Annotated in this window: 19 protein-coding genes and 1 pseudogene; 11 read left to right on the top strand and 9 right to left on the bottom strand. The window is 72.5% G+C overall.

Annotated features, from left to right (window positions below; genetic code table 11):
- Positions 1-95 precede the first annotated feature (95 nt).
- Entirely contained in the window at positions 96-1,601 is a 1,506-nt protein-coding gene (locus CG719_RS06260; RefSeq protein ID WP_100567466.1) for an FUSC family protein, read from the bottom strand.
- 285 nt (positions 1,602-1,886) lie between these two features.
- Here CG719_RS06260 and CG719_RS06255 point away from each other — a divergent pair, with 285 nt between their 5' ends.
- A complete protein-coding gene (locus tag CG719_RS06255; RefSeq protein ID WP_100567465.1) occupies positions 1,887-2,363 on the top strand; it encodes an Lrp/AsnC family transcriptional regulator in 477 nt (158 codons plus the stop codon).
- A 105-nt stretch (positions 2,364-2,468) separates the two neighbouring features.
- Here the strand turns inward: CG719_RS06255 and CG719_RS06250 are convergent, their stop codons facing one another.
- Positions 2,469-3,362, bottom strand: coding sequence for a LysR substrate-binding domain-containing protein (locus tag CG719_RS06250; RefSeq protein ID WP_100567464.1), 894 nt, complete (start codon positions 3,360-3,362; stop codon positions 2,469-2,471).
- A gap of 58 nt (positions 3,363-3,420) precedes the next feature.
- Here CG719_RS06250 and CG719_RS06245 point away from each other — a divergent pair, with 58 nt between their 5' ends.
- The 8 genes from CG719_RS06245 (at position 3,421) to CG719_RS06210 (ending at position 15,344) form a co-directional block, all read left to right on the top strand.
- Complete coding sequence (locus CG719_RS06245; RefSeq protein ID WP_100567463.1) at positions 3,421-3,816, top strand: DUF5997 family protein; 396 nt, start codon at positions 3,421-3,423, stop codon at positions 3,814-3,816.
- 86 nt (positions 3,817-3,902) lie between these two features.
- Complete coding sequence (locus CG719_RS06240) at positions 3,903-4,646, top strand: class I SAM-dependent DNA methyltransferase (protein ID WP_100567462.1); 744 nt, start codon at positions 3,903-3,905, stop codon at positions 4,644-4,646.
- 153 nt (positions 4,647-4,799) lie between these two features.
- Complete coding sequence (locus CG719_RS06235; RefSeq protein ID WP_100567461.1) at positions 4,800-5,522, top strand: hypothetical protein; 723 nt, start codon at positions 4,800-4,802, stop codon at positions 5,520-5,522.
- Between the two features lie 163 nt (positions 5,523-5,685).
- Positions 5,686-6,318: a hypothetical protein gene (locus CG719_RS06230; RefSeq protein ID WP_100567460.1), complete on the top strand. Its 633-nt coding sequence runs from the start codon at positions 5,686-5,688 to the stop codon at positions 6,316-6,318.
- A gap of 362 nt (positions 6,319-6,680) precedes the next feature.
- Positions 6,681-8,606 carry a tetratricopeptide repeat protein gene (locus CG719_RS06225; protein ID WP_159024832.1) on the top strand — a complete coding sequence of 642 codons (1,926 nt, stop codon included), beginning with the start codon at positions 6,681-6,683 and terminating at the stop codon, positions 8,604-8,606.
- 292 nt (positions 8,607-8,898) lie between these two features.
- Complete coding sequence (locus tag CG719_RS06220) at positions 8,899-11,142, top strand: plasmid pRiA4b ORF-3 family protein (protein WP_159024831.1); 2,244 nt, start codon at positions 8,899-8,901, stop codon at positions 11,140-11,142.
- Between the two features lie 162 nt (positions 11,143-11,304).
- On the top strand, positions 11,305-14,103 hold the full coding sequence (locus tag CG719_RS06215) for a DEAD/DEAH box helicase (RefSeq protein WP_100567614.1): 2,799 nt from the start codon (positions 11,305-11,307) through the stop codon (positions 14,101-14,103).
- On the top strand, positions 14,100-15,344 hold the full coding sequence (locus CG719_RS06210; protein ID WP_100567457.1) for an SWIM zinc finger family protein: 1,245 nt from the start codon (positions 14,100-14,102) through the stop codon (positions 15,342-15,344). The genes CG719_RS06215 and CG719_RS06210 overlap by 4 nt, the downstream gene beginning before the upstream one ends.
- Before the next feature lie 310 nt (positions 15,345-15,654).
- Here CG719_RS06210 and CG719_RS06205 read toward each other — a convergent pair whose 3' ends face one another.
- The 4 genes from CG719_RS06205 to CG719_RS06190 all read right to left on the bottom strand — a co-directional run bounded on the left by CG719_RS06205 (position 15,655) and on the right by CG719_RS06190 (position 19,368).
- Entirely contained in the window at positions 15,655-17,055 is a 1,401-nt protein-coding gene (locus CG719_RS06205; protein WP_234375458.1) for a glycosyltransferase 87 family protein, read from the bottom strand.
- A 62-nt stretch (positions 17,056-17,117) separates the two neighbouring features.
- On the bottom strand, positions 17,118-17,990 hold the full coding sequence (locus CG719_RS06200) for a class I SAM-dependent methyltransferase (RefSeq protein ID WP_100567455.1): 873 nt from the start codon (positions 17,988-17,990) through the stop codon (positions 17,118-17,120).
- Positions 17,987-18,643 (bottom strand): TIGR04282 family arsenosugar biosynthesis glycosyltransferase, encoded by a 657-nt coding sequence (locus CG719_RS06195; protein WP_100567454.1) that lies wholly within the window; start codon positions 18,641-18,643, stop codon positions 17,987-17,989. The genes CG719_RS06200 and CG719_RS06195 overlap by 4 nt, the downstream gene beginning before the upstream one ends.
- Positions 18,640-19,368: a glycosyltransferase family 2 protein gene (locus CG719_RS06190; protein ID WP_199836534.1), complete on the bottom strand. Its 729-nt coding sequence runs from the start codon at positions 19,366-19,368 to the stop codon at positions 18,640-18,642. Before CG719_RS06190 ends, CG719_RS06195 begins: the two co-directional genes overlap by 4 nt.
- A 113-nt stretch (positions 19,369-19,481) precedes the next feature.
- Here CG719_RS06190 and CG719_RS06185 point away from each other — a divergent pair.
- A pseudogene (locus CG719_RS06185) lies at positions 19,482-19,694 on the top strand (response regulator transcription factor); the annotation flags it as partial.
- A 13-nt stretch (positions 19,695-19,707) separates the two neighbouring features.
- Here CG719_RS06185 and CG719_RS06180 read toward each other — a convergent pair.
- Positions 19,708-20,760 carry an NAD-dependent epimerase/dehydratase family protein gene (locus CG719_RS06180; RefSeq protein WP_100567452.1) on the bottom strand — a complete coding sequence of 351 codons (1,053 nt, stop codon included), beginning with the start codon at positions 20,758-20,760 and terminating at the stop codon, positions 19,708-19,710.
- Positions 20,761-20,907: 147 nt separating this feature from the next.
- Here CG719_RS06180 and CG719_RS35330 point away from each other — a divergent pair, with 147 nt between their 5' ends.
- On the top strand, positions 20,908-21,411 hold the full coding sequence (locus CG719_RS35330) for a hypothetical protein (protein ID WP_159024830.1): 504 nt from the start codon (positions 20,908-20,910) through the stop codon (positions 21,409-21,411).
- Here the strand turns inward: CG719_RS35330 and CG719_RS37325 are convergent.
- The gene (locus CG719_RS37325; protein ID WP_234375478.1) at positions 21,401-22,012 is read right to left on the bottom strand and encodes a hypothetical protein; all 612 of its coding nucleotides are present in this window, start codon (positions 22,010-22,012) and stop codon (positions 21,401-21,403) included. The genes CG719_RS35330 and CG719_RS37325 overlap by 11 nt on opposite strands.
- A gap of 195 nt (positions 22,013-22,207) precedes the next feature.
- Positions 22,208-22,600, bottom strand: coding sequence for a YbhB/YbcL family Raf kinase inhibitor-like protein (locus CG719_RS06160; protein ID WP_159024829.1), 393 nt, complete (start codon positions 22,598-22,600; stop codon positions 22,208-22,210).
- Positions 22,601-23,300: the final 700 nt, after the last annotated feature.

The following is a 23,300-nucleotide window of genomic DNA, read 5'->3' as shown; positions in this document are numbered from 1 at the left end:
CCCGTCCGAGCGACGGTAGCAGTCACCCCCGTTCGGTCTAGACCAAGTCGCGGTGTGGCCCGCCTCGTGCCGTTGGCGTCACGGTGCCGTCGGCGTCACGCACCCACCATCGGCGAGCCCGACGGCGCCCGCAGCGGCGTGGCCAGTTCCGCCAGAGCGTGTTCCAGGGCGTGGAGATGGGTGAGGGCGGCTTCCGCGGCCGTCGGCCGGGGATGGGCGGGGGCGGCCCGCGGAACGGTGCGGGCGTCGTCGTCGATGAGGGCCTCCACCGCGCTCTCCACGCGGCGGCACGCGGCGGCCAGCCGCTCGTCGTGGGAGGCCTCCGGATCGGCGGCGACGGCGACGAGGCCGCGGATCTCGCGAGCGCAGTCGTCGAGCAGGGCGAGCACCTGCCGGGCGCGCCGCCGGCGGCCGCGCATCGGGTTCAGCGGGTGCACGAGCGGGGCGACGGAGAGCCGCACCCGGCCGAGCAGCTGCTCCAGTTCGGCGACGCGAGGTGCCGGGTCGGCGCCGATGGTGCCGGCCAGCCGGGCCGCGGCCTCGGCCGTGCACGCGTGGACACAGCGCAGGGCCCGCTGGATCCAGGCGTCCGTGACGGCGTGGGTGGTGACGGGCAGCACGAAGAGCACGGCCAGCCAGGCACCGAGCGCGCCGACGGCCGTCTCCCCGAGCCGCAGGGCGAGCAGCCCGGGCACGAGGACGCCGAGCAGGCCGTAGAGCGCCGTGGCGAGCACCGTGACCCAGAGCATCATCCAGGTGTAGGACACGGCGGCCGTGTAGAAGATGCCGAAGACGCAGACGGCGACCAGGACGGCGGTGGGGAGCGCGGCCCCGTGCAGCGGGACGACGACCAGGGCGGCCAGGCCGATGCCCAGCACCGTGCCGAGGACCCGGCGGAAGCCGCGGACCAGGGTCTCGCCGCGCGAGGCGGTGTTCACGAACACCCACCAGGTGGCGCCGACGGCCCAGTACCAGCGGTCCCCGGACACCAGCTGGCCCACGACGAGCGCGAAGCAGGCGCCCGCGGTCGCCTGCACGGCCTGCCGGGTGGACACCCGGTCCAGTCCGCGGCCGCCCAGGCCGGCGGGAGCGGCCGCGGCGGGCAGCCGGCGCTCGTAGCACCACACGCCGAAGCGCACGACCGCCGCGGTGAGCACGGACAGCAGGACGGCGGCGGACACCTCCGCCAGTTGCCCGGGCCTGGTGTGCAGGAACTGCGCCACGAAGAAGGTCATGAACGCGAACACGCCGAGGCTGTGGCCGCGCGGCCCCCAGCGGCGCGCGTACACGCCCGCGCCGACCACGGCGAGGAAGGCGAGGTCGCGTGCCATCGGGTGGTCGTGGAGCGCGGCCGCGACGGCGAGCACGGGCAGGCCGGCGACCGGCAGCAGCACGGTGGTGACGAGCTGTCCGCGCACCGTGGGGTCGGTGACGGTGAACAGGGCGAGCAGCGCGGCGAGCCCGCCGGTGACGGCACCCGGCAGCGAGTGTCCGGCCAGCCCGCAGACGGCGACCGCCAGGCCGATGCCGAGGACGGCCCTGGCGGCGAAACGCAGCCGTGTCCGCCCCGGGTCCGGAGCCACGAACACCCTCTTCAGCACTGCTTACCGCCCCCTGTGGAAGACACCCGGAACGCCGGTGCGACACCGGCATGAGAAAGGCGCCGCGGGGATCCGCAGCGCCGTCGACGTGTCCATGAGAGCATCCCCGGCGCCCCTGGCTCAAACGAACCCGGCATCACTGAGCCATTGGCACATTCGGACACATCATCAACGCGCTGGCAGCGAGCCAATGGACCACGGACACTGGTCCACTCAGAAGGCTTTCCAGTGAGCCATTGGTACAGTCGGCGTCGATCACCGATCTGGGAGGAGACCCCCGTCGCCATGGCCGTGGACGAACTCGACACCCGCATTCTGCGGCTGCTTCTGGAGCAGCCGCGCACCAGCGTGCGCGAGTGCGCCCGCATCCTGGGTGTCGCGCGGGGCACCCTCCAGGCCCGCCTCGACCGCCTCGAACGGGACGGCGTGATCACCGGTACGGGTCCCGCCCTCTCCCCCGTCGCGCTCGGCCACCCGGTCCTGGCGTTCGTGCACATCGAGGTCACCCAGGGCCATCTGGACGATGTCGGGGAGGCGCTGGCCGCCGTACCGGAGATCGTCGAGGCGTTCTCCATCACCGGCGGAGGCGACCTGCTCACCCGTGTCGTGGCGCGCGACAACGCCCACCTGGAGGACGTCGTCCAGAAGCTCATCAGCCTGCCGGGCGTGGTGCGCACCCGTACGGAGGTGGCGTTGCGCGAGCGGGTCCCGTTCCGGCTGCTGCCGCTGGTGGAGTCGATCGGCCGCGGCGTGCGGGCGTGATGCGGGGGCGAGACTCAAGGGCTGTGGCTGCCCCTGTGGGGTGACTGACCAGGGAGGCTGTGACACAGGGGGGCGACGGCACGGGGCCAGTGACGCAGGGGGCGGCTACGCCCCGCGGCCCGGCCTGCCCCGCCCGCCGCTCCTGCCGCCGCCCGAGCCGCCGGAGCCACCCGAGCCGCCGCGCCGGTTGCGGGCCGCGGGGCCGTCCGCACGGCCGGTCGTCCTGCCGGAGCGGCCCGCGGCCTGGCCCGTACGGCCGCCCGCCTTTCCGCCGGTCGTTCCCCCAGCTTTTCCGCCGGTCTTTCCGCTGGTGGCGGGCTTGCGGCGGGTATCCGCCGCCTCCGCACGCCGGTCCTTGCGCCCCGGCTGCTCCTCGGACGGGGCCTGGGCGCGGCCCCGGGTGCTGTTCACGGTCCGGCCGCGCACGATCCCGATGAAGTGCTCCACCAGGTCGGTGTGCGCCTCCTCCGGCCAGCACAGCGCGATGCCCGACTGCGGGGCGTCGGCGACCGGCCGGTAGGTGAGGTCCCTGCGGTGGTGGAGGCGGGCCAGCGACTGGGGGACGACGAGCAGCCCCACTCCGGCCGCCACCAGTTCGACGGCGTCGGCCGTGGTGGCGGGACGCTCGAAGGCCTCCTCGCCGGGCGGCCGTTCCCAGCCGAGGACATCGTCGAGCGGGTGGAGGACGACCTCGTCGGCCAGGTCCGCCACGGACACCTCGTCCACGGCCGTCACGAGATGGTCCTTGGGGACGATCACCACCGTGGTCTCGGTGTACAGGGGGATCGCGCTGAAGTACGTACGGTCCACGGGCAGGCGTACGAGCCCCGCGTCCGCCGCGCCGCCGCGCAGCACGTCGGCGACCTCGGCGGCCGGAACCTGGAGGAGGGCGAGGGGGACGTCGGGCAGGCGCTCGTTCCAGATGCGCGCCCACTTGGCGGGCGTCGCCCCGGGGACGTACGCGAGCCGGAACGAGGCAGATGCATCCGAGCCGGTCACGCCGCCAGGTTACCCGGCGTGGTCGGCCCTCCCGTCCGCGGTCGATAGTCTGGACACCATGAAGTCGCACCAGACCGCCCAGACGATGAAGCCCGCCACCGCGGCGAAGAAGCTGGGTGTGTACCTCCCCGCCACGCCCGCCGAGTTCCAGGAGGGCGTCGTCTCGCGTGCCGAGCTCAACGAGCTCCAGGCCGATCCGCCCGAGTGGCTGCGGGACCTGCGACGCGACGGCCCCCACCCGCGTCCGGTGGTCGCGGCCAAGCTGGGTGTCTCCATCTCCGGTCTCGCGCGCGGCGGGGTCACCGAGGCGCTGACCACCGAGCAGATCGAGGAGCTGAAGCAGGAGCAGCCCGAGTGGCTGGAGAAGGAGCGCGCCACGCAGGCCGAGGTGCGCAAGGAGACGGCACGCCTGAAGCAGCGCGACGCGGAACGCGCCGAGCAGGACACGGAGTAACCGCCAGGTTACTGATCTGCCCACGGAGCCGGTGGCTGGAAAAATGCGTGGACAGCCTCCCGCCCCGCCCGGCAAAGTGACCGCCCGTGACGAGCAGCGAACTGTGGAGCCGCGAAACCGCCGAACGCTACGACGCCGGGGAGGCCGAGAGGTCCTCGGCCTCCTTCCTCGGACCGACTCTCGACTTCCTCTCCGAACTCGCCGGTGACGGGCGGGCGTTGGAGTTCGCCATCGGGACCGGACGCGTCGGCGTCCCGCTCCGGGAACGCGGAGTGCCCGTGGTGGGCATCGAACTGTCCGAGCACATGGCGGCGGTCCTGCGGCGCAAGATCGACGAGGACAGGCTCCCGGTCGCCCTCGGGGACATGGCCACGACCACCGTCCCCGGCGAGTTCACCCTGGTCTACCTCGTCTACAACACGATCACGAACCTGCTCACCCAGGACGAGCAGGTCGAGTGCTTCCGCAACGCCGCGCGCCATCTGGCGCCCGGCGGCCGGTTCGTCATCGAGCTGGGCGTGCCGCCGCTGCGGTTCCTGCCGCCGGGGCAGGTCGCGGTGCCGTTCGACGTCTCCGACCGGCATCTCGGCTTCGACACCTTCGACCTCGTCGAGCAGATCCTCGTCTCGCACCACTTCAGCCGTGACGGCGAGGACGATGGCCCCTACCGCCGCACCGACTCCCGGCACCGGTACGCGTGGCCGGCGGAACTCGACCTGATGGCGCGGATCGCGGGGCTCGAACTGGACCGGCGCGTCGGCGACTGGGACGGGACGCCGTTCACCGACGACTCCGCGAAGCACATCTCCGTCTGGCGCAAGCCGGCTTGAGCCGTGCCGCCTCCTGTACTCCTCAGAGACTGCCGGCGACGCGGAGAACGTCGCCGGTGTCCAGGCCGACACGCGAGGCCAAGGGGATGGCGTCGTCGAAGGTGACGTCGTCCCCGACAAGGCCGACGGCGGCCAGCGCGGCGGAACCTTGCCGTGGTCGAGCGGCGCAGCCCACTGCTGCCGGCCGAGGCTGAGATAGCGAAGGTCCGCGAGGTCGGCGAGGACGGTCAGGTCGGTTGTCCCGGCGCCCGTGAGGTCGAGACCGTGCAGGTGGGGGACGCTACGCAGCGGCGTGAGGTCGACCGGGGCGGTGGTCTTCAGGTCGAGCGACGCAAGGTGGGGGTGGCCCGCCAGCGGGCTGAGGTCACCGCCGGTGAGGGCGACGCGGAGCGACTCGACCGGCAGGCCGCGCAGGGGCGTCAGGTCGGCGGTGGTGCAGCGGTTGAGGTGCACGCGGCGCAAACCGGGGGCGGCGGTCAGCGGGCCGAGGTCGACGATGCCGGTGGCGTCGTTGACGTGGATGGCCTGGAGGGTGGGCGGGACCTCTTCGGGGATGGCGCCGATGATCTGCTGTGTGCCGCTGTCGCAGCCGGGCCGACGCGGGGATATGTAGTCGGCGTACCCCTCGTAGGACCCCTTCTCCAGCAGTTCCAGGTGCTCTTGGAGCAGAGAGGTGAGGGAGTCGGCGACGTACACGGGCCCTTCGTCGTAGTCGCGGCCCGAGGCGATGACCTGACCGGGCAGCCCGTTGCGGGCGGGGTCCATGTCGACCGCGAGGTAGTTGCCGTCCCGCCGCCGGCGAAGCGGATCCAGCCGGGTTGGCAGATGTGCGGTGTTGTCGATGAGACGGGAGAGCGGTTGGCGCGCATGCGGTAACCGGGCTTGCCGGCGGGGTAGTTGACCATATGGTCGATTCAGGACATGGGGCCCGGAACGGAGCGAGCCGGAGGCCGGCGGGTCCGGTGGGTGAAACGGGGGACATATGCCGAGAGCCGACAGGCGACGTCGCGTCCTTGTGTGGGGCGGGGCCGGCGGAGGAGTGGCCACGGTCGCAGGCCTCGCGCTGCTGTGGCAACCGGGGCAGACGCTGGCCTGGGGGGCCGGTGTGTCAGCGGCTGCCGCGGCCGCGTACCTCAGTCAGGAAGCACCCAGACATCTCCAGGGCACCCTGGCCCGGCGTAGGGCCAGGAGGGAGCTGACAGAGAGTCCCCCACTCGCCGTCACCGCAGAGATCAGGAACCACGACTACGTCACACTCGACCTCGGCGACCGCGTCGTCGACGTCCCGGCCGCCGGGCATACTGTCCGGATCGTCGTGACCTCGATGGGGCCTTCGGCCGTGGTGCTGATGGGAGTGCGTGCGGAGGTCCTGTCCCGCGAAGAGTTCCCGGGGAATCTCACCAGACACGCGGCCGAAGTTCCGGTGCGGCATTTCGAGGCTTCCCTCGACGCCGACCCGCCGGAGGTGCGCGCCTTGGGCGAAAGCGACTTCCCTTACCGAATCGCCGCGGACGAGTCCGAGATCTTCGACCTCCTCGTCAGCACCGAGCGCGCCCTCGTGCAGTGGGTGCTGTGGTTGGACTGGACGTCCGCGGGCCGCCGGGGCAGTACCCGCGTCGACCTCCAGGGTCACGCGTTCCGTACTGCCGGACGTCAGCTGGGCGGTGTCTGATGGCCAAGGCCTGGCGCCGTGCCGGCACTGTCGTCCTGGGCGCGGCACTGCCCGCAGTGGTCGGCGGCGCCGTCCTCGCCGCAACGGGGGTGCACGCATGGGGGCCCTACCTCTCGGTGACCGCCGTATCAGCTCTTTCCGCGCTCGTGGCGATGGTGCGACACCGGCAGCGGCGAGCCGGCCCGGCGACGGACCCCGTCCGCCGGGCGAAGGAACTCCCGGAAACGGAGGGCGCACCCGAACGGGATCCCGGCTCGGTAAAGGCCGTCTACGACATGACACGCCCCATCCGCCCCGTACCCGTACAAGGGCTGCCGGACGACACCCCGTTCGTGGTGCGGGCAGCCGTGCACAGTCAGCTCATGCACATCGCCTCGCCGGGGCTGCTGGGTAACTCCGAGGCGGTCAACATCCCGCTTACCGGGCACAACCTGCTTGTCTCCCTGACCGCCACGGGGGAAGACGAGATCGTTCTGCGGTCACTGCGGGCGGAGGTGACGGACCGTCTGCCCCTGCTGGCCGACGGCTCCTCGTTAGCCCGGTCGCGGATGCCTGACATAGCCATGAGCTCCGACCTGCTGGAGTCCGCCCAGCGCGCGGTCCGGGCATACCGGCGCCTGCTCAGTCCCGATGTCGCGATCTTCCTGGACCGCTCACCCGTCACCGAGCTGGCGGAACTCGGCGCGGATCCCGTTCTGCCGCTGACCGTCGCCCCAGGTGGGAGTGCCACCCTCACCTGCGCACCCGTGACGCAGGACGGGCGGTGGGTGCGGTGGCGGCTGACGGCGGAGATCGATTGTGCGGGGCACATCTGGCGGCCCTGGTGGGAACTCACGGTCACCGCCTCTACGGGCTTCTCACTCTTCAGCCCTCACGCCGCACCGGTGCCCCAGCCCGTGCACAAGCTCTACCCCGACCACTACGACCCAGGGGACCCGGACAGACAGCGGGCCGCCGAATCGACGGCGGAGCGGTTCTTCGACCTGACCGGCCACACCTCGCAGGACGGCGAGGGATTGATGTCGATGCCGTCGCGGCCTGACCCGGACCGGGAGCCGCCCGACGCCGCAGAGGCCATCCGGCGCGCCGCCGGCCTGGCGCGTGCCGGAGACCTTCAGGGTGCCGCCGAGGCCTACCGGGCGGCGGCTGAGGCAGGCAGCGGGCAGGCCGCCTATCTGCTGGGAAGGCTGTCACAGGACCGAGGAGACCACGACGGTGCGGTGCTCTGGTACGAGAAGGCTGCAGCCCGCCGTGTCCCCGCCGCGTACAACAACCTCGGCATGCTCGCCCTGCTGCGCGGCGATATCGACACAGCCGAGCACTGGTACCGCCGGGCGATGGACGTCGGTGACTGGGCGGCGGCTGTGGGTCTTGGCGTCCTGATGTCGCAGCGAGGGGACGAGGCACAGGCCGAGGCACTGTGGCGGCTCGCCGGCAAGCAGGGCGCTCCGAACGCAGATCACAACCTCGCGGTCCTCTACGAACGGCAGGGCAGACTGCTCGAGGCCGAGGAACTGTTCACACGGGCCGCCGAGGCGGGTGACATACAGGCGGCCGTGCACGTCGGCTTCCGCTGCCACGAAACCGGCGATCAAACAGGGGCGAAGCGATGGTGGCGCAAGGCAGCCGACGCGGGCAGTGCGGATGGAACCTTCTATCTGGGGTTGCTGCTCATGGGTGAAGGGCAAGTCGAGGAAGGGGAGCAGTTGTTGGAGCGTGCCGCCGAACGTTTGGGCACGCCGGGACAGGGGGTCACGCGGACGTCGGGGCCCGATGCGGCGAGCACCCACCGAACCGAAGCGACCGCCGCGTCAGGTGAGGTCCACGCCGCGTACCACCTCGGGCTGCTCCACTGGGGGCGGCACGACGTCGAAGCCGCTGTCGTGTGGTTGACCCGTGCCGCGGGGGCCGGCCACCCCGATGCCGTGTTCCGGCTGTGCGACCTGTACCTGAACGTACGAGGGGACCTCGCGGAGTGCCTGCGCTGGGCGTCCTTCGCGCTGGAGCTGGAGGGTGTGACGGTCGGTCAGTTGGAGTCTCTCGCAGCGTGGATGTGCGCGATCGAGGAACAACTGGTCGAAACGGCAGGTGCGTACGAGCCTGACCCGGCGGCTGCCGCGGGAGCCTGCTTCGTGGCGGCCGGGGCATACCGGCGCCTTACCACCCACGATGATGCATACCGTGCGGCATGGGAAGGCAGCGTTCAGCGTCTGGCAGACCTGGCCGAGCGGTCCGGCTCGTGGCAAGCGCAGGTAATGGCTGCGAGTGCCGAGGCTGATTTCCAATAGCAGGAGGAGGTGAACAGGTCGCCTGCGCTGTCGGCCTCGATCACCGCCCGCTCCCCGTTGAGCAGTCACGCTGCGTCTGCACATGTCGAGGACTGTGGCCGGCGGGGCCGTGGGCTCCCGAGCGCCTGCGCTGCCCGCGAAGATCCTGAGGGAGCAGGATATCCGCTGCGGGCGGCGTCGAGGCCAAATGTGCCCAGATGGACGGTGGCCGCCACAACCGGGTTTGGGCTGGGCCCACCGACAGCACCATGATGGGGCCGTTCGAGTGGTCCCGATACGGTGGGAGCAGCAGATGCGGCGAGACGGGAAGACGGCCCCGTCCGATCTCCAGCTGAAGATCGTGCTGCACGGCACGAGACCACCCCTGTGGCGGCGCCTGGTACTGCCGTCCGACACCTCGCTCGGGACGTTGCACGACGCCATCCAGGTCGCCTTCGGATGGCATGGTGGCCATCTGCACCTTTTCACCGACGAGTTCGGCCGGGAGTACGGCGATGCGGCCCGACTCATCGACATCGCTCCCGACGTCGGTCACGGCGTCGGCGACGAGGCCGCCACCGCGCTCGGCGACGTGCTGGCCGCGGAGGGGGCACGGCTGCGTTACGTCTACGACTTCGGCGAGGACTGGGAGCACGGGATCACGCTGGAGAGGACTCTGCCGTGTCCGGTCGGCGCGGAGCGGACGGTGCGCTGCGTCGGCGGGCGTCGCGCCGATGTCCCGGCCGAGGACATCGGCGGCGTGTGGGGGCTGGCCGAGGTGCTGGAATGCCTCGACACCGCGGACGGGGCCGGGGATGGCCCGTACGGTGAGCTTGTCGCCGAGCTGCGGGTGGCGGGTTACGATCCGGCGGCCTTCGACCGGGACGGGATCACCGCGCGGCTGGCCCAGTTGACGCCGGACACGGTGTTCGGCGCGGCGGAGCTGCCGAACGGTGAGCGGGCCGGGCGCGGCGGTGTCCGTCGGCTGACCGCCGAGGACGTGGCGTTGTGCACCTGCGGGCAGTGCCGGGCGGGCGATCCGTTCGATGTCGGAGTCGGCGCACCGGACGGGGATGTGCCTGTGCTGCGCCCGGTGACCCTGGCTCCGCGGGAGGAGCTTCTCGCTGCCGTGCGAGTTGCTCCGCTCTTCGACGCGGCGCTGCGGCTCGCCGCCTGGTGCCGCGAGGGACGGCAGGTCACCGCCGGCCGGGTGCTGCGGCCTGTGCTTGCCCGTGAGGCCGTCGAGGAGCTCCAGCTGTGGAAGCTGGCCGGCGACGACTCGCCGTATGCCGATGCCGTCGCGCGGGCTCGTGCGCTGAAATCGCTGCGCAGCGCCAAGGACGCGGCCGTTCTCGATGATCCGTGGTGGCTCGCCGTGGACGGCGGGATGATCACGATCGGCGGAGGCCGCGCGCGGGGCGGCGCGACAACTGACTTCGCCGACGAGGACCTTCTGGAGTTCTGGGCCACCACAATGGGCGATCTGCTGGAGGAGATCGGTGAGACGGGGGTGCTGGACGGGTGGCACGGTGAGCTGGGCGAGCTGACGGCCGAGATCGCCGGCTCACTGGTCGGGTTGCTGTACGACGCTCCGGACGACACCTGGGTGGATGCCGGCGACCTGCGTGCGAAGTCCCGTGAGGTGGGCGCGAACGGGCCGGAGTTCGAACTCTTCCAGGCGCTGTTCGCGGCGTCCTTCCGGGAGCTCGGGGACGGTCTCGCCCTCTTGGGCGCGGTGGAGTACGAGCCCGGTGACGGCGACGCTTCGCCGGAGTTGGCTCTGCGCACGCTCCTGAACGCCATGGGCGGACAGGAGCTGGGCGGCGGATCGGGAACCTCGTCGGCGGCGTCGGACCGGTCGTGGGACGACCGGCGCGGGGACCGCATGCGACTCACCCCGCTCGGCCGCTACGGGCTACGCGCCCACCTGATGGAGTGCGGTGTGCCCGCGCCGCTGCTCGGTGAGTACGCCGAGGCGGACGCCGCCGCTCTGCTCCAAGGGCTCCTGGGCTACTCGGCCGAGGAGATGCGCCGGGAGGTCGAAGGGTGGCTGGAACACCGCTCTGCGGCGGATGCCGCGGTAGGGCTGCTCGACGCCTGCGCGGGAGACGGCCCCGAGGCCGCGGCGAAGCGAGCCATGGCCCAACTGGTGCTGGGCGACCTCGACGACCCCCGCGCACTGCGCGTGCTGCGCAAGGCAGCGGACTCCGACGTCGAGGGGTGCCGCCAGGTGGCCACCGCGACCCTGGGCGCACACCCCGGGGCAGAAGCGCACGTGGACCCGGCGCGGGCGGAGGAAGCCGGATTGTGGCTGCTCATCGACGGACTGTCGCCGCTCGCCGGTGCTGGGGAGAGCGAGGAGTTGGTCCGCGGCTTCCTGGAAAACTGGAACACGGGACCGGAGGCGCTGGAACAGCGAGTGGACGAGCTGTGGCGAGTGGAACACCCGGCCACCGCCCAAGTGCTCGCCGAACTGGGAGAGGGCCTGCGCGGAGTCGACAGGCGGCTGGCCAAACGCATGCGTACCGCGGCGAACAAGGCCCACTCCCGCCAGTGACAGCAGGGGCGGAACCTGCTGGTGGACGAAGGCGCGGCGAAGACCGCTTGGACGACGGTGAGGCGAAAGAGAGTGGCACGAGTCCTCGTACGGGAGCAGGGCACGGACACGAGAAGCGTGCCGCCGTTGGCCGCACCGGAGTCGGCCGCCTGGGCCCGGAGTCTGCTCGACGGCGGCTGGGCGACGGTGTTCCTCCCCGGCGAGCCTGCCCGCCTCGGCCGTCTGTTGCTCTGGCAGCCCGCCGGGGCGACCGCCGCCGACGGCCTGGCGCCCGTGGGCGTCGAGGCCGAGGCAGCGGAACTGGTACTCCCGCACGGCCGCTCGGTCGGACGGCGGAGGGTGGAGGGTTACGCGCTGCCCGTCGCCCTGGCCGTTGACGTGCTGTCCGGTGCACAGCCGCCGCATCCGTCCGCCGCCGCCTGGCAGGCCGCCTCCCGCTTCGCGCTGCGGCTGCTCGCCGACGGCCGCCTTCACCCGGCCCTCACCCCCGCCGGCTACGACACCTGGCAGGCGGGCCCCTTCACCGCCGCCCAGCGTCAGACTCTCGACGCCCTCGCCTCCGCCTTCCCGCCCCACGCCCACTGCCTGCCCGAGCCGGGCCCGGTCCCGCTGAGGATCGCCGAACCGGCCGCGCTGGTACGCCGGTTCTGCGACGCGGTCGCCGACGAACTGGTCCGTACCCCGGCCGCTCCGCTCGCCATGGGCGCCTTGCCGTACGCCTGGCGTGAGACGCGTGCCGTGCCCGCCCTGCGTGAGTGGGCCGAGGAGACTGCCGCCGCGTTCACCGCCGATGTCAGGGTCTCGCTGCGGGTCGACGTACCCGAGGGGCGACGTCGGCAGTTCCGGGCCGTCCCGCAGTTGCACACCGCGGCGGATCCGGCCCTTGTCATGGAGGCCGCACAGCTGTGGAACGAACCAGCCGAAGTGGAGCGGCTGCTCGGCCCGCGCGCCGAGACCGAGACGCTGCTCGCGCTACGCCGTGGCGCCCGCGTCTGGCCACCGCTCGACCGGCTGCTGAAGGACGCGGCTCCGGAGCAGCTGCGGCTGACCGACGACGAGGCCCTCGACCTGCTGGGCGACGCCACAGAGTCACTGCGCGGGGCCGGTGTCGACGTGCACTGGCCCCGCGAGCTGGTCAAGGCACTCACCGCGACCGCGGAGATCGGGCAACGCACCGCGCCTGGCTCCAGCGCGGCCGGCATGCTCGACGCCGACACCCTCCTCGACTTCCGCTGGCAGCTCTCGCTGGGCAACGACCCGCTCACCGAGGCCGAGATGGACGCCCTCGCCGAGGCGCGCCGCCCCCTCGTCCGGCTGCGCGACCAGTGGGTGGTCGCCGACCCGAAGCTGGTCGCCCGCGCCAGGCGCCGCCGGATGGCACCGCTCACGCCCATCGAGGCACTGGGCGCCGCGCTGACCGGCGAGGTGGAGCGGGACGGGGAGACTCTTCGCTGCGCACCGGTCGGGGCGCTCGCCGACCTCGTCGCCCGCATCCGCGACCCCGAATCCCGCACCCCCGCCGCCCAGCCCGCCGCACTCAAAGCCGCCTTGCGCGACTACCAGAAGCGGGGCCTCGCCTGGCTGGCAGAGATGTGCGAACTCGGCCTCGGCGGCTGCCTCGCCGACGACATGGGCCTGGGCAAGACCATCACCCTGCTCGCTCTGCACCTGCACCGCCAAACCCAACCCGCCACCGCGGGCCCCACGCTCGTCGTCTGCCCCACCTCACTGCTCGGCAACTGGCAGCGCGAGGCAGCCAGGTTCGCACCGTCCACCCCCGTGCGCCGCTACCACGGCGGCGACCGCCACCTGAAGGACCTCGCCGACGACGAGATCGTCCTGGTCACCTACGGCGTCCTGCGCCGCGACCGGGAGACCCTCACCGAGAACACCTGGTCGCTGATCGCCGCCGACGAGGCCCAGCACATCAAGAACCCCTACGCCGTCACCGCCCGCGAACTGCGCGCCCTGCCCGCCCGCGCCCGCGTCGCCCTCACCGGCACCCCCGTGGAGAACAACCTCTCCGAGCTGTGGGCGCTCCTCGACTGGACCACCCCCGGACTCCTCGGCCCGCTCACCGCCTTCCGCGACCGGCACGCCCGCGCGATCGAGTCGGGCGAGGACCCGCAGGCCGCCGAACGGCTGTCCCGGCTCGTCCGCCCGTTCCTGCTGCGCCGCAGGAAGTCCGACCCGGGCATCGCGCCCGAACTGCCCGCCAAGACCGAGACCGACCGCGTCGTGCCGCTGACCGCCGAGCAGGCAAGCCTGTACGAGGCGGTCGTCCGCGAAACCATGGCGAAGATCGCCGAAGCCGAGGGCATCGCCCGCCGCGGCCTGATCCTGAAGCTCCTCACCGCGCTCAAGCAGATCTGCAACCACCCCGCCCAGTTCCTGAAAGAGCACAGCCTGCGCCAGTCCACACCGTTGCACGGCCGCTCCGGCAAACTGGAGCTGCTCGACGAACTGATCGACACCATCACCGCCGAAGGCGAGTCGGTGCTGGTCTTCACCCAGTACAAACAGATGGCGACCCTCCTGGAGAAGCATCTCGCCGAACGAGGCGTCCCCACCCTCTTCCTGCACGGCGGCACCCCCGTCACCGCGCGCGAGGAGATGGTGGACCGCTTCCAGCGCGGCGAGGTGCCGGTGTTCCTGCTCTCCCTGAAGGCCGCGGGCACCGGCCTCAACCTCACACGGGCCACCCATGTCGTGCACTACGACCGCTGGTGGAACCCGGCCGTCGAGGACCAGGCCACCGACCGTGCCTACCGCATCGGCCAGGACAAGCCCGTACAGGTCCACAAACTCCTTGCGGAGGGGACCGTGGAGGACAAGGTGGCGAAGCTTCTCGAATCCAAGCGCGCGCTCGCCGACGCCGTGGTCGGCTCCGGTGAGGCCGCTCTGACCGAACTGTCCGACGCCGATCTCGCTGAACTCGTCGCCCTGGGGAGGCAGTCATGAGCCCCTCGGTCCCCAGCCCGCGCCGCGTGCCCGCCCGCGGCAGGCGGGCCTTCGCCGCGACCTGGTGGGGCCAGGCATGGGTGACGGCCCTGGAGGACTCCACCCTGGACTCGGGGCGCCTGTCCCGCGGACGCACATACGCCCGCCAGGGCATGGTCGGCCCCGTCACCATCGCCCCCGGCCAGGTCGAAGCCGCCGTCCAGGGCAGCAGGCCCCGCCCCTACCGCTCCGCCGTCCACCTGCCCGTCCTCACCGACGCTCAGTGGGACACCCTCCTCGACACCATCGCTGCCCGGGCCGGGCATCTCGCCGCACTCCTCGACGGCGAGATGCCCGCCGAACTCGTCGACGACGCCCGCCACGCCGGCGTCCCACTGCTCCCGCAGCCCACCGAACTCGACCCCGAATGCTCCTGCCCCGACTGGGGCTACCCCTGCAAACACGCCGCCGCGCTCTGCTACGCCATCGCCGCCACCATCGACGCCGACCCCTTCGTGGTGTTCGCCCTGCGCGGCCGCGGCCGCGAGGAAGTCCTCGCCCAGTTGCGCGCCCGCCGTACGGCCACCCAGGCGACGTCCACCCCACCGGCCCCAGCCGGCCTCCCGGCCGCCGACGCCTACGCGGCCTGGGCCGCCCTGGCCGAACACACTCCGTCCCTTCCCGAACTCCCCGAACCGGTCCCCCACACCGCCGCACTGCCCGCCGCCCCGCCACCCGGCACCGGCCTGTCTGCCACGGACCTCGAACGCCTGATGGCGGACACTGCCGCACGCGCCGCCCGGCTGCTCACGGGCGACACCACCAGCCTGCGTCTGAACCAGCACGAGGACGCGGCACGCATCGCCGCGAGCAACTGCGGACCCGAGTGGTTCCACCACCTCATCCAGAACACCGGTGCCAAACCGACCGCGTTCGCCCGCCTCACCCGCGCCTGGCGGTACGGCGGCCCAACCGGCCTCACCGTCGCCGAACACCCTCACACCCCCGACCCGGCGACGATGTCAGCCGGCCGCACCGCCCTGACCGAGGCCCTCACCGACATGACCACCACCCCGGTCACCCTCAGGGCCTGGCGCAACCGCCTCACCCTCACCGACCACCGCATCCAGCTGCGCCTGGGCCCCGACACCCGCTGGTATCCCTACCTCCGGCATGACGACGGCGACTGGTGGCCGGCAGCGCCGGCCGACCCCAACCCCGTCACGGCGCTCACCTCCGTCTGGCAGCGGAGCGAGAGGTGATACATACGACAGACCCGTGAACCGCCGCCTCAGCCCACAAGTTCACGTCCACCAACTTCTCCGTCACCCGGCGTTGTCCCTCACCGGTTCACTTGGTGCGGCCGGACATCGGCCGTACTGTCGTGGCTGCCTCGAATTCAGCCAAGGAACGACAGCGCTGATGCCGTGGTGCCGGACAAGATCGGCGGCCCGAATCTGCGCCCCACGCGCCGTACCACGGTGGCCGGTGGGCCGGGTCGTCGACGCCGAGTCGGCGCTGTGTGTCCGCGGCGGGCGGCTCCGGGGCCCCGGTAGGCGTCCTCGATCCGCGTCAGGTGCGGGGCCGGCGCCGGCCGCGGCGTCGGTCCAGAAGGTGCCGTGCCGGAGCGGCGCGCAGGCAGGCGCCGAGCGCGACGCACACGGCGGCCGTGCCGTACGCCCACGCCTGGAGGGGGAAGCCGGGCAGCGGTCGGCCGCCGAGGTAGAGGACGGTGCCGGCGACGGTGACGGTCAGCCACTCCCAGCGGCCGTCGAGGGCGGCGAGACCGACGACGATCAGTGAGTACCAGGGGTAGTTGGGTGAGACCAGCAGCAAGGCCGTGCCGGTCAGTAGAAGGGCACCGCGCCAGGGGCGGGCCGGGTCGCCGCGCCACCACACGTAGAGGGCCGTCAGTGCGAGCAGCACGATGACGGTCACTTCTGCGGCGGCGTCCGGCAGCAGCAGCCGCAGCAGGGCGAAACGGTGCACGTCCCCGGGTTCGTAGCCCTCCTCCTGGAGGTAGCCCGGCAGGTAGCCCAGGACGCCCGCGCCGGAGGCGATGACGTAGGGCAGGTAGACAAGCACGACTACGGCGAGCACAGCTGACACCACGCGCAGCACTCGCGCCGGGCTGCGTTGCCCGGACAGAGCGCCGGGCAAGGCCAGAACCGGCAGCAGTTTCACGGCGATCGCGGCGCCGAGGAGTGCGCCGCGGCGGGCCCCGGCGGTGGCGGTGCCGAGGGCGAGCACGGTGAGCAGGACGCCGAGGGTGTCGATGTGGGCGTTGTTGACCGCTTCGAACGGGACGGCCGGACACCACCCCCACAGGGCGGTGCGGGCCGGGGCCCGGCGCGGGGCGCCGCGTCGGCGGCCCACGGTGAGCAGGGCGACGGTGGTGCCGAACGCCAGGACGGCGCCGCCTGCTTGGAGTGGCTTGTGGCGGCTGTCAGGTGGTGAGAGGACGTGGACGGCGAAGAACCAGCCCTCGGCGACGGGCGGGTAGATGGTGGGGACGGTGGGGCGGTTGATGCGGACGCACAGACCGCTGTCCGTACGGGTCAGTCCCCAGGCCTGGCAGGAGCCTTTGGTGGGGAACAGCCACTGGTCGCGCAGCTTGGCGAGTTCGGGTGCGGCGGGCGGGTGGGCGTACGGGGAGATCCCGGCGGCTTGGACACGGCCGTCCCAGGCGTAGCGGTACATGTCGTTGCTGGTGCGGGGCGGTGCGGCGAGCGCGGCCAGCGCCACGGCGGCCGCACCGGCCAGGACCAGTCCGGTCGCGGCTCGCACCGGGGCCTTGCGCACGGCCCACACCGCGGCGGCGAACAGCGCCCAGGCGACGGCGTATCCGGTCAGCAGCCGGCCGGGGTTGCTCTGGGTGTCGCCCGCGCGAACAGTGTCGAAGACGACGGCGGTGAGTGCGGCCAGGAGGACCGCGGTGACGATGATGCTGATACGGGCCGAGGGGTGGTTCATGGGTGCGGCAGGCTGACCGGGCGTCGGCTCGGGAGATCGATGCTGCGAGGCGGCGGTGTCACTCATGGGCGTTCGGGCCTTCCCGCAGCCGTGGCGTGCCCGCCGTGACGCCCCGGCTGCGGGCGGTGCAGTTCCACGAACGGGCGGCCCTCGGCCGTCCACCGGCCGGTCAGGATCCAACCCGCGGCCTCGGCTGCACGCAGCAGGGCGGTGGTGCCGACGCGGGCCCAGGGGAAGGGGCGGCCGTGCCGGCCGTGGGCGTCCTCGACCCGGACGGTGAGGCGCTCGTCCACGTCGTGCGGAGCGGCCTCCGCGAGCAGGCGCCCGCCGGGCGGGACCACGGCGCGGAGGCGGACCAGGAGGGCGACCGGGTCGCCGCCGATGCCGGCGTTGCCGTCCATCAACAAGACGGTGCCCCAGCGGCCTTCCCCCGGCAGGCGGTCGAACACGGACCGGCGCACGGCGGCACCCCCGCGCTGTCGGGTACGGGCCACCGCGGACGGGCTGACGTCCACGCCGAGCGCCCGCACGCCCCCGGCAGCCAGCGCCGCCACCAGACGTCCCGGCCCACAGCCGACGTCGAGAACGGGGCCGGTGCAACGGTGCAGAACGCCGGTGTCGGCGGCGTCGGGGGCAGCGCACCAGCGCTCTACGTCCAGCCGCAGCAGTTCCCCTTCTCCTCCGGCGCCGTCGGCATGGGCCGGTGGCGACAGGCGGCGCAGGAAGAGCGGGCCGCGTCCGGTGCGCAGGGCGTCGGCGTAGGGGTGGTCCGTCCACGCCTCGCCCGGTTCCGCCGCACCAGGCCGATCCGAGGGATACGACTGCGCAGGGAGCCGGGCAGGCCACGCCGCCACGGTCTGCGGATGCTGTCGGGCCGCGGTCTGCGTCGTCCACTCGGTGAGGGCAGGGTCCGTACCGCTCGCCCTGCCGCTCACCGACCGGCCTCCGCGTACGAGTTCACCGTGGCGGCGAAACGCGAGCCGGGCGGGCAGCAAGCGGCGACCGCGACGGCGTCGGTGGCGGTGTCCACATCGCGCAGCTCCGGCAGGTCGCTCACGCTCAGCCCCGCCTCGACGAGTCGGCACCGCTGCGTCGACCCGGTGCGGTCGGTGGACATCGGCACGCCCCGTACGAGAGCCGCGGCGCGCGCCGGGTCGGCGAAACCCAGCGCCCAGAACCCACCGTCCGCGGCCGGCCCGAACCAGGCGTCGTGGCCCTCGCATCCGATGTCCCCGAGAAGGTCCGTGGTCAGTTGGGGGGTGTCCATGCCGATCAGGAGGGCCGGTCCGTGGTCGCAGTGGCCGAAGGCGGCCGCGATCCGCTCGTCCAGGCCGCCGGTCTCTTGGGGCACGATGTCGAAGCCGGGCGGCAACCAGGGACCGGGAGCACCGTCGAGAACGAGGACGCGGCGCCGGGCGGGGACCTTGAGCACCGTGTGCAGGGTGTCGGCGAGGGCGGCCTCGGCCAGAGCGGCCGCCTCCTGGGGCGTGTAGGGCGGGATGAGCCGCGTCTTGACCCGCCCCGGCACGGGTTCCTTGGCGATGACCAGCAGCGTGGCCGGCCCTGTGACCGGGAGCCGGGCGCTCATCGCCCGGTTCCCCGGGTGGTCACCGCGGACACCGGGTCGGCGGCGGGACGCTCGGCGAGGACGGCGCGCATGTCCCGTACGGCCTGCCAGGTACCACGCCAGGTGCCGGTGACCTTCGAGCGGCCCGTGCGGGGCCGGTACGGCACATCCGTCTCCTCCACCCGCCAGCCCGCGTCGGCGGCGCGGACCACCATCTGCAGTGGGTAGCCGGAGCGCCGGTCGGTCAGGCCCAGGGCGAGCAGGGACTCGCGGCGGGCGGCGCGCATCGGGCCCAGGTCGTGCAGCCGCAGTCCGGTGCGCCGGCGGATCAGGCGTGCCAGCTCCACATTGGCCAGGCGGGCATGCAGGGGCCAGGCACGGCGCGTGACGGGCCTGCGGCGGCCCAGTACGAGGTCGGCGGAGCCGTCGAGAACGGGCCCGGCGACGGCGGGGAGAAGCGCCGGGTCGAGGGAGGCGTCGCAGTCGCAGAAGCAGACGACGTCGGCCGTGGCGGCGGCAAGGCCCGCGTGGCAGGCGGCGCCGAAGCCGCGGTGCGGCTCGTGGACCACATGCGCCCCGAGGGCGCGGGCGATGTCCGCCGAGCCATCGGTGGAGCCGTTGTCGACGACGATCGCGCGCCAGCCCGAGGGGACGCGGTCCAGCACCCACGGCAGGGCCTCGGCCTCGTCGAGGCAGGGCAGCACCACGTCCACAGGAGCAGGCGTAGAGGGGGATGTCTCGATCACCCCACTCACCCTAGGGGGAGAGAACGGACAAAAAGGATTCAGTGATCTTACGGATCGCTGACGTCCACCGCCGCTCCCGCCGACGGCCGAAAGCCGGTGCGAGACTCGGTGGCGTGAAACGCGTACTCGTCGTGGACGACGACCCCACCGTCTCCGAGGTCGTCGCCGGCTACCTGGACCGGGCGGGCTTCGCCGTCGACGTGGCCGGCGACGGACCCGCCGCCGTGGCGGGCGCCGCCGCCGAGCCACCCGACCTTGTGGTGCTGGACCCGATGCTGCCCGGCATGGACGGGCTTGAGGTCTGCCGCCGCATCCGCGGGGCCGGCCGATGGGAGACGTTCAGCCGGCTCGCAGCGGGGCCGTCGCGAACTCCGTCATTCCGTCCACGAAGGCGACCCGCGGCTTCCAGTCCAGTTCGTCTCGCAGACTGCGTGACGAGGCGGTGATGTGGCGGACGTCGCCGAGCCGGTACTCGCCCGTGACCACCGGCGCCCGCCCGCCGCGCGCCTCGGCCAGGACGGCGGCCGTCTCCCCCACTGTGTGCGGCTCACCGCTGCCGACGTTGTACGCCCGCGCGGTCCCCTCCGGCAGACCGGGCAGACCGTCCAGGGCCGCGAGGTTGGCCCCGGACACGTCCCGTACATGGACGAAGTCCCGCCGCTGGCCGCCGTCCTCGAACACGCGCGGTGCCTCACCGCGCTCCAGCGCGGACCGGAACAGTGACGCGACGCCCGCGTACGGGGTGTCACGCGGCATCCCGGGCCCGTACACGTTGTGATAGCGCAGCGCGGCCACCCGCCCGCCGACGGCGCGCGCCCACGCGCAGGCCAGGTGCTCTTGCGCGAGCTTGGTGGCGGCGTAGACGTTGCGTGGATCAAGCGGGGCGTCCTCGGCCACCAGGCCGGGGGCGAGCGGCTCACCGCACCTCGGGCAGGACGGATCGAAGCGGCCCGCTTCGAGGTCTGCCACCTTGCGCGGCCCCGGCCGTACGACGCCGTGCGACGGGCACTCGTAGCGGCCCTCTCCGTAGACCACCATCGAACTCGCCAGCACCAGACGACGCACCCCGGCCTCGGCCATGCCGGCCAGCAGCACCGCAGTGCCCAGGTCGTTGCAGCCCACGTACGCTGGAGCGTCGCCGAAGTCCTTGCCGAGCCCGACCATCGCCGCCTGATGACAGACGACGTCCACACCCTGGAGGGCCTCGGCCACAGCCGCCGCGTCGCGCACGTCCGCGTGCTTCCAGTCCACCCCGTCGGGGATGGGCGGGGACGTGCGGTGCGCGGCGGGCAACAGCGCATCGAGCACGCGCACGCCGTGCCCGGCGCCGGTGAGGGCGGTGACGACGTGCGAGCCGATGAAGCCCGCGCCTCCGGTGACCAGGATCAACATGCCACCGACCGTACGGCCACGGACCCTCCCGGCGACCGTACGGCGCCGGAACGTCAGGGGTTCGTAAGCCCTCCCGCCGCAGACCGGGCGTCGTCGGGTTGTGAGGCAGCCGGCGCCGGCAAGCCGTGACCCACGGCGAAGCCGAGCATGATCGACACGCCCCGCGGCCAGAGCATGTGGCTGTCGACGAACGACCAGCACGCCGCCGACACCACGGCGGCACCGGGCGGCGCCCGCAGACCGTGCCGCCGTAGAAGAACGGCACAGGTGGCGAGGGCGGCGACCGTCAGCGCGTACACCCCTGCCCGGCCCATCCTGTCGCCGGCCGCAAACAACCGCCCCACCACCCCGTGCACATGGCCGCCCGCGGCCGTCCCGGCGGAGATGCCCGCCACCGGGTCCAGCCCGGTGCAGCAGACGGCGCTGCAGAAGCAGCCCGCCCAGGCAAGTACGGTCAGGGCACCTTCGGCGTCGCGGCCCGGCCTGCCCCACAAGCGGCACCAGCAGTCCAAGGACCAGGAGGAGGACCGGCAGCAGGACGACGTGCACACCGGCCCAGTGAGCGGCCGGCGCCGCCGTCGGACAGTACGGATGCGTCCCCACCACGGCGAGTGTCGTCGTCCGAAGGGTTCGCAGGGCGCTACCGCATGAGCCCGCCCAGCCCGACACGGCCACTTCCGCAGGTGCGTAAGACACCCGTGAGACGGCCCGACGCCAGAGCGTGGACGGGGCCTTGCGAAGGTGGCCGCTGTCGGCTGCGGCGGGTTCTCCGCGCGGCCGGCCGGAGGGCCGTGACCATCGCCACCGCCACCATCGTGAGCAGCCAGTTGCCCGGGTAGTCCAGCGGCAGGACCGAGGAGTTGGCGGGCTTCCCCGGGCGAAGGAGCACCGGCAGGGCGACCGCCGTCAGAGCGCCCGCCACCAGCAGTGCCCCGCGGACCGTCCCACGCACCCCGCCACGGACCAGCACCCACCCGATGAGCAGCACCAGCGGGGCGATCAGTGCGTCGTGCAGTACCACCGCCCCGCCCAGCCAGACCAGGACACCCGGCGGGTCGCGCACGTCCAGCAGCAGGGAGACGCCGACCGGGAGTGCCGGAGCGCTCCGGCAAGAGGGATGTGGTCCGGCCCCTGGCGTCGGAGGCGAGGGCGATCGGAACGGCCCGCGCAGACCGCCCGGTTTGCCGGTCAGGCGCAGGCTCTCGGAGTAGTAGACGGGGCGGGCAATGACGGAGACGGCGTCGTCGTCCAAGGCGCGGCGCAGCGCGGGCAGCAGCTGGTCGGCCTCGACCGCGTAGCCGCGGGCGCCGAAGCTCTCGGCGTAGGCGACCAGGTCCGGGGTGGTGAACCGGGTACGGCTGTGACGGCCGAGTTCGACGTGCAGCGCCGGGGCGGCGACGATGATCGAGCACGCCCGGGCTGCCCCCGGCCTGGCGGCTCCGCTGCGTCAGTGCCGCGAGTAGGGGGCGACCAGCACCGCGGTGGCGACGGCCTGACTCCCTAGTTCCTTTAGGGTCTGGCTCGGCGAGGTGTTCTGGCCGAAGGACGCCGGCAGGGGGTTGCGGAGCGCGTACAGCGTCAGCTGGTACTCGTGCGTGTGACCGGCGGGCGGGCAGGGGCCGTCGTACGTCGCCTCGCCGAAGTCGTTCAGGAGTTCCCGGGCACCGGGCGTCAGGGTGTGCGCCTGCGTTCCCGACGCTGTCGCGGGAAGGCCGACCTGCAGCCAGTGGATCTTCTGGTTCTCCAGGTCGACCATGGACAGAGCGAGTTCGGCGGTACCGGCGGGGACGTTCTCGAACGTAAGCCCCGGGGAGTAGTCGTGGGGGCTGTCACAGGTCATCAGGGGGAGGAACGCGCCTGTCGCGTCGAAACCCTGGCCTCTGCCGAGGGTGAAGGGACCTGTAGGTACCGCCGTCGCCCGGGAGACCGCGGTGGACGGGGCTGACGTTGCTTGGGTGTGCCCGGAGGAAGACGAGCACGCGGCGGTCGTCAGCAGCGCGGCCGCGGCAATCGCGTCTGGGACAAGGAATCGACGCTTCATGCTGGAACCGTATGCCAGGCGGACGCACCTGACCGCCCGTACCGGCTTGCAGCTGCGTGACGTGAGGTTGCCCCGCTGTGCGGCAGGTGCTGATCAGTTGGTCGGAGCAGATTGAAGGGCTGTCAGGTTCGCTCGTTCAGCCGTTGCCTGGACGGCGTTCGGGGCGGTGAGCTGGATACAGCGGTACAGCAGGGCATGCGGGTCACCGCCGATATCGATGTGGGGGTGTCAATGAGCAGGACGGTCTGCCAGCCGCCTCGGCCGGTAGCCGGTCGAACACCGATCGGCACAGTGCGATTCCGCCGAGAGCGATGGTATGGGCCACCGCGCGGGGCGCCACATCGACTCAGGAGTGCCGCGCACAGCCGGCCAGGTCCGCAGCCGATGTCGAGAACGGGGCCGACACAGCGATTGAGTACGGATTCGTCGGCCAGGGTGGGCTGCGTGTACCAGCGATGCACAGGCATCCGGATCCGGCGCCCGTTTCCCAAGCTTGGAT

It is taken from the genome of Streptomyces sp. CB01373 (genome assembly GCF_002803075.1).
In the GTDB taxonomy this organism is placed as follows: Bacteria; Actinomycetota; Actinomycetes; order Streptomycetales; family Streptomycetaceae; genus Streptomyces.
This window is presented reverse-complemented; position numbering and strand designations above follow the sequence as displayed.